Origin of the sequence: Spirillospora sp. NPDC049652, from assembly GCF_040675125.1 — a bacterium.
Lineage (GTDB): Bacteria > Actinomycetota > Actinomycetes > Streptosporangiales > Streptosporangiaceae > Spirillospora.
Genome location: NZ_JBFAOF010001261.1, coordinates 1 through 1,702, shown reverse-complemented (window position 1 = coordinate 1,702; position 1,702 = coordinate 1). Strand labels below are relative to the sequence as shown.

At 74.5% G+C, this 1,702-nt stretch carries 3 protein-coding genes and 1 pseudogene; 2 read left to right on the top strand and 2 right to left on the bottom strand.

The genetic code is table 11. The features are described from left to right. Positions 1–249 (bottom strand): annotated as a pseudogene (locus tag AB0J52_RS39230) (MFS transporter); the annotation flags it as partial. A gap of 43 nt (positions 250–292) precedes the next feature. Between AB0J52_RS39230 and AB0J52_RS39225 the strand changes: the two are divergent. Next, a complete protein-coding gene (locus tag AB0J52_RS39225; RefSeq protein ID WP_500188162.1) occupies positions 293–826 on the top strand; it encodes a polysaccharide deacetylase family protein in 534 nt (177 codons plus the stop codon). Positions 827–846: 20 nt separating this feature from the next. Here the strand turns inward: AB0J52_RS39225 and AB0J52_RS39220 are convergent, their stop codons facing one another. Next, on the bottom strand, positions 847–1,173 hold the full coding sequence (locus AB0J52_RS39220) for an MGMT family protein (RefSeq protein ID WP_500188161.1): 327 nt from the start codon (positions 1,171–1,173) through the stop codon (positions 847–849). A gap of 156 nt (positions 1,174–1,329) precedes the next feature. Between AB0J52_RS39220 and AB0J52_RS39215 the strand changes: the two genes are divergently transcribed. Next, a partial coding sequence (locus AB0J52_RS39215; RefSeq protein ID WP_500188160.1) for an MFS transporter occupies positions 1,330–1,702 on the top strand: 373 nt, incomplete at its 3' end.

The following is a 1,702-nucleotide window of genomic DNA, read 5'->3' as shown; positions in this document are numbered from 1 at the left end:
CACCCTGAGGCGTCGCTCGATCGCCACGAACGTCGCCAGCAGCACCAGCGCGGCAGCCCCGGCGGGCCAGCTGGTCTCGGTGAGGGCGTAGACCAGCAGCAGGACGCCTCCCGTGGCCGTGCCGGCGCCCGCCGCGTCGAAGCCCGTGCGCGGACCGCCGGTGCGTCCGGCCGGGAGCACCCGGGGCGCGGCGGCGAGGACGAGCAGGGCGATGGGGACCGGGAGGAAGAACACCAGCCGCCAGCTCACCCCGGTCAGCAGCCCGGAGGCGATCAGCCCCGCGCTGTAGCCGGTGGCCGACGGCCCGCACCCGGTCTACACGCCGATGATGCTGGACCTGCTCGCCGCCAACGGGGTGAAGGCGACGTTCTCGCTGATCGGCTCGCAGGTGAAGGCGTATCCGAAGCTCGTCGAGCGGATCGCGGCGGACGGCCACCAGATCTCCAACCACTCGCAGACGCACCCGAGCCCGTTCGCGCTGATCGGCCGGGACCGCATCCACCGCGAGATCATCGAGGCGAAGGAGCGGATCGAGAACGCCGCCGGGTACTCGCCGAAGTTCTTCCGCTCGCCGGGCGGCGACTGGAGTCGGTACATCTTCGAGCTGTGCCGGACCGAGGGCATGATGCCGATCGCGTGGAACATCGACCCGCGCGACTGGTCCCGTCCGGGCACCGCGCACATCCGCCGCTCGATGCTCGCGGCGAAGGGCGGGGACGTCCTGCTGTGCCACGACGGCGGCGGCGACCGGCGGCAGACGATCGAGGCCCTGCGGACCGTCCTGCCCGCCCTCAAGCAGCGCGGCCTCACCTTCGTCGCCCTCTAGCGCCCCCCGGGGTCCGGCCGTCAGGCTTCGGGGCCGTCGGCGGGGGCGGGGCCGTCCCAGCGGGCGCGGCGCATGTCCACGCGGCGGCCGTCCGGACGGAGCGGGGTGCCCTCCACGAGGTACTCCTCCATCGCCCGCACCTCGTGCCCGGACGGCGGGCTGCCGTCGGCGCGCACCACCCGCCACCACGGGACGCCCCCGCCGAACAGCGACATCACCCGTCCGACCTGGCGCGGACCGCCGACCCCGAGCAGCTCGGCGACGTCCCCGTAGGCGAGCACCCGGCCCGGCGGGATGCGATCCACGGTGTCGAGCACGAGTTCGGCGTACTCGTCAGGTTCCGACATCACCCGGGGATTCTCCCGCGTCCCGGCGACCCGCCGCGACCGGCGGGCCACCGCCCCATCGGCCCCCCGGGTGGACGGCATGGGAGCCTGCACCTGGCAGAGGTACCCTCAGCAGCGCTCTGGCCGCTCCGTCCCGCCGGGCGCACCGTGGTCCGCATGACGACGACATCCTCCGGCGGCGCAGGGCTCGGGCTCCGCGGCTGGCTCATCCTCCTCACCCTCTGCGGCGCGACGTTCATGACCGGGCTCGACTACTCGATCATCACGGTCGCGCTGCCCGAGATCGGCCGGAGCCTCGGGTTCGCGAGCGCGGCGGACCTGCAGTGGGTCGCGACCGCGTGCCTGCTCCCCACGGCCGCGCTCATGCCGCTGTTCGGACGCGCGTCCGACATGGTCGGCCGGCGGCGGCTGTTCGTCACGGGCGTCGCGGTGTTCACGCTCTTCTCGCTCCTGGCCGCGCTCGCGCCGAGCCCGGGGCTGCTGGTGGCGGCGCGCGCCGGGCAGGGCGTCGCGGCGGCGATGATCGGCC

Bases quoted from the DNA above. Each gene is read 5' to 3' on its own strand.
- AB0J52_RS39220 (WP_500188161.1), bottom strand. From the start codon at position 1,173: ATGTCGGAACCTGACGAGTACGCCGAACTCGTGCTCGACACCGTGGAT.